Here is a 4,072-nt window from a genome sequence, read left to right as displayed (position 1 = left end):
TCTCAATCCCCGCCAGATGATAAGCATCCCGGAACAGCGTGTAACAGTCCGTCACCCCGTGCTCAAAGCGCCGCCCGGTGAGATGCGGCACACAGCGGAACTTATGAATCGTCCCCCGGCAGACCAGCCACCACGGCAAATCACTCTGCACCTGCAGCCGCCGGTCGGCCTCACTCAGCCAGGGCAGACCACCGGGGTGGCTGTGGACCAGCGCCACAATCTCACCCTGCATTTCTGCCTGCAGCCAGTCTTCCGGCGACATACGGAAATACGCCTCCGGCTCACCGGAGATATTCACGCAGGGGAAATATCTTTTCCCCTCCGGCGTGCTTACCACGAAGCCGCACGACTCCGCTGGCGCACATCGCCGGGCGTGCGCCAGAATCGCTGATTCTGTCTCTGTCATGGAATTACTGCGAAAGTTTGTGAATGGAAAGAAAACCGCCAAAGTTGCCGACGTTATTGCGGAACTTACAGCCGCTCAGGCATTTGCTGCATTTATCCTTCGTGATATCGGACGTCGGCTGATCATATTCATCCGCGACCGCCGGACCGCTATAACCGCACTCATCGCCGCGATAGGTCCAGGTGCAGGTGTTGGCCAGCATGATACGTCCCGGAAAAACAGCGCCGTCCGTTTCCGTCGGCGTGGCCAGTACAAAGGTCGCGCTGACCGCTGTCAAATCACTGCACTGCTCGATGCGCCAGCGGCTGATCACCTCCTGCTCCGGATCGGCGTCACGGTTTCCGTTGACGAAGTTCACCGCATCCAGAAAACGGGCATAAACTTTACGCCGGACCACCGTTCCGCCGACCAGACTCTGCATATCTTCCACCATACCGGTGACCATACCGTACAGGTTAGAAACCGTCAGCGTGGGGCGCGTACTGGTGCCTTTGCCATTCAGTTCAAAACCACTCCCCTGAATGGGATACGGCTGATACTTCCGCTCCTGCCAGGTGACCGGCTCACCTTTTTCGTTCTGCTCATTACAGAAAAAATAACGTTCTCCACCGACCTCTGTCAGGTCGATTTCCCAGAGCACCACGCAGGCCGACTGCTCCGCACGGGTGCATTCATTCAGTGTTTCCTGCCGGATATCCTGCATCAGTTCACCACCTGTTCAAACTCTGCGCTGAACTCAACACGCAGCATACTGACCCGCGACGACCATTTTGCGCAGGTCACCTTTATCTGCCGCCACTCATAAGGCGGCGTCCACAGAAAGGCTTTCCAGCCCCCGTGCTCTTCCAGAAACGACTCCAGTACCGTGGCCTCCTCACGGGGGACAGAAAGCGTCACGCTGTACGTTTTCAGGTTGGCATTCAGCCCGGCAGGCGCTCGCTGGGAATAGCCATCACCAAAGCGCACCTTTCTTACGGAAGGGGCCGAAGCCACATCCATACCGGGTTTCACTTTCCAGCGGAAGGTTTTCATCGTCCACCTCCGGAGAACAGACCACCATCGCGCATCTGTGCCTGAATTTCATCACGGGCACCCTTGCGGGCCATGTCATACACTGCCTTCATCATCTGTGGACCTGGCAGACCATTCGTACCGTCGTTCTGAATCACCACGTGATTGTTCTGATTAAAATTAATGCCTTCAGCCCGCCGCATCTGCGCCGGACTTCCGGTGCCACCGACATAACCACCAGTGGCATAGCCGCGCATCAGCCGGTAGAGATTCCCCACGCCAATCCGGCTGGTTGCCTCCTTCGTGAAGACAAACTCACCACGGTGAACAATCCCCGCTGGCTCATATTTGCCGCCGGTTCCCGTAAATCCCCCGGTCGCAAAATGGAATTTTGCCGCAGCAGCCTGAATGGCTGTACCGCCTGACACTGATGCGCCACCACCGGCAGCACCGCCAATGGCGCTGCCGATACTCCCGACAATTCCCACCATTGCCTGCTTAAGCAGAATTTCTGTCATCATGGACAGCACGGAACGGGTGAAGCTGCGCCAGTTCTGCTCACTGCCGGTCAGCATCGCCGCCATATTCTGCGCAATACCATCAAAGGTCTGCGTGGCTGCACTTTTTACCTGCGACATACTGTCCGTGGCGCTCTCTTCCCACTCACTCCAGCCGGACTTCAGGCCTGCCATCCAGTTCCCGCGAAGCTGGTCTTCAGCCGCCCAGGTCTTTTTCTGCTCTGACATGACGTTATTCAGCGCCAGCGGATTATCGCCATACTGTTCCTTCAGGCGCTGTTCCGTGGCTTCCCGCGCTGCCTGCCGGTCAGTCAGCCCCCGGCTTTTCGCATCAATGGCGGCCCGTTTTGCCCGTTGCTGCTGTGCGAATTTATCCGCCTGCTGCGCCAGCGCGTTCAGGCGCTCCTGATACGTAACCTTGTCGCCAAGTGCAGCCAGCTGGCGTTTGTACTCCAGCGTCTCATCTTTATGCGCCAGCAGGGATTTCTCCTGTGCAGACAGCTGGCGACGTTGCGCCGCCTCCTCCAGTACCGCGAACTGACTCTCCGCCTTCCACAAATCCCGGCGCTGCTGGCTGATTTTCTCATTTGCTCCGGCATGCTTCTCCAGCGTCCGGAGTTCAGCCTGAAGCGTCAGCAGGACGGCATGAGCACTGTCTTCCTGACGATCGCCCGCAGACACCTTCACGCCGGACTGTTTCGGCTTTTTCAGCGTCGCTTCATAATCCTTTTTCGCCGCCGCCATCAGCGTGTTGTAATCTGCCTGCAGGATTTTTCCGTCTTTCAGTGCCTTGTTCAGTTCTTCCTGACGGGCGGTATATTTCTCCAGCGGTGTCTGCAGGCGTTCGTAAGCCTTCTGCGCCTCTTCGGTATATTTCAGCCGTGATGCCTCAGAGTCGGCCCAGTCCTTTGCTGCCATCTCTCTGGCCTTTTCAAGATCGGCCTGCAACGTGGCGGCTGAAAGCCCAAGTTGCGCATTCGCTCTGTCCTCCCATGCTCCCCGGAGATTGGCAAGAAATGCTGAGGTTTTACCGCGCCGGTGGCTCCGGCTCTGATACCACTGCCATTTTTTGTCCGCCTCATCAAAAGCCTTTTCTGCTTTCTCCAGCATTTCCCGGGCAGTGTCCGGGCGACCAATATCCAGCACCGAATCCCACATGGATTTGAATGCCCGTGCTGTCCTGTCTGCCCAGGTCTCCAGCGTGCCCATGTTCTCTTTCAGGCGGCGGGTCTGGTCATCAAACCCTTTCGTTGCGGCCTCGTTCGCCGCCTGCAATGCCCCTGCCTCATCGCCGGAACGCTGCAACTGAGCAACATACGCAATCTGCTCCGCCGTCACGTTATGGAACTGGCGCGCCATCGCCGTCAGCCCCGACGTCGGGTCTGTGGTCAGCTTCCCGAAGGCTTCAGCGACCTTGTCCACCTCCACGCCGGATGCAGAGGAGAAACGCGCCACACTCTGGCTGATGGACGCAATCTGAGCCTCACCGCTTACCCCCGCCTTAACCAGTGCGCTGAGTGACTCGCTGGTCTGGTTAAACGTCAGCCCTGCCGCCTGCCCGGCTCTGGACAGGACCAGCATACGATCTGCCGTCAGTCCCGCCTGATTGCCGGAAAGGACCAGCGTTTTGTTGAAATCGGACAGGGTTGAGTTGCCCTGATACCAGGCATACGCCAGCGCACCGGTCGCCACCGCCAGCGAGGTGGCCCCGACCATCGGCAGGGTGATCGCACTGGCAAGCCCCCTGAACATGGGGATCATCCCGCCGAAGGAGTCCTTCACCTGACCGCCCTGTTGCAGCAGGATCAGCCACGGACTTTGCCCGCCTGCAAGCTGCGTGGCCACGTCGGTGAACTGCGCAGGCAGCATACGTATGGCAGCTTTATACTGCCCGACGGAAATCCCCGCTTTCTGTGCAGCCAGCGCCTGTCGGCTCAGAGACTGTTCAACGACTGCCGCTGTTTTTTTCGCATCACTTTCCGTACCGGAAAAATGACGCCTGACTCTGGCCATCTGCTCGTCAAACCTGGCCGCATCCAGACTTAAATCAACGACCAGATCGCCTACCGGTTCAGCCATACCGGACTCCTCCTGCGATCCCTTCTGATACTGTCATCAGCATTACGTCATCCTCCGT

Annotated in this window: 4 protein-coding genes and 1 pseudogene; all 5 read right to left on the bottom strand. The window is 58.2% G+C overall.

Going from position 1 to position 4,072, the window contains the following annotated elements:
* A partial coding sequence (locus ACJHYR_RS27065) for a C40 family peptidase (RefSeq protein WP_410233191.1) occupies window positions 1-406 on the bottom strand: 406 nt, incomplete at its 3' end.
* 4 nt (window positions 407-410) lie between these two features.
* Window positions 411-1,109, bottom strand: a complete 699-nt coding sequence (locus ACJHYR_RS27060) for a phage minor tail protein L (protein WP_072837629.1) — start codon at window positions 1,107-1,109, stop codon at window positions 411-413.
* Window positions 1,109-1,438, bottom strand: a complete 330-nt coding sequence (locus ACJHYR_RS27055) for a phage tail protein (RefSeq protein ID WP_000847345.1) — start codon at window positions 1,436-1,438, stop codon at window positions 1,109-1,111. The genes ACJHYR_RS27060 and ACJHYR_RS27055 overlap by 1 nt, the downstream gene beginning before the upstream one ends.
* Window positions 1,435-4,014: a phage tail tape measure protein gene (locus tag ACJHYR_RS27050; RefSeq protein ID WP_072837631.1), complete on the bottom strand. Its 2,580-nt coding sequence runs from the start codon at window positions 4,012-4,014 to the stop codon at window positions 1,435-1,437. The genes ACJHYR_RS27055 and ACJHYR_RS27050 overlap by 4 nt, the downstream gene beginning before the upstream one ends.
* Window positions 4,007-4,072, bottom strand: a pseudogene (locus ACJHYR_RS27045) (phage tail assembly protein T); the annotation flags it as partial. The pseudogene ACJHYR_RS27045 and the gene ACJHYR_RS27050, both read right to left, overlap by 8 nt.

Origin of the sequence: Escherichia sp. WS1450, from assembly GCF_046487395.1 — a bacterium.
GTDB classification, from domain to species: Bacteria; Pseudomonadota; Gammaproteobacteria; order Enterobacterales; family Enterobacteriaceae; genus Escherichia; species Escherichia coli.
Note: the sequence above shows the minus strand (reverse complement) of the source record. Positions and strands in the feature narration are given on the sequence as shown.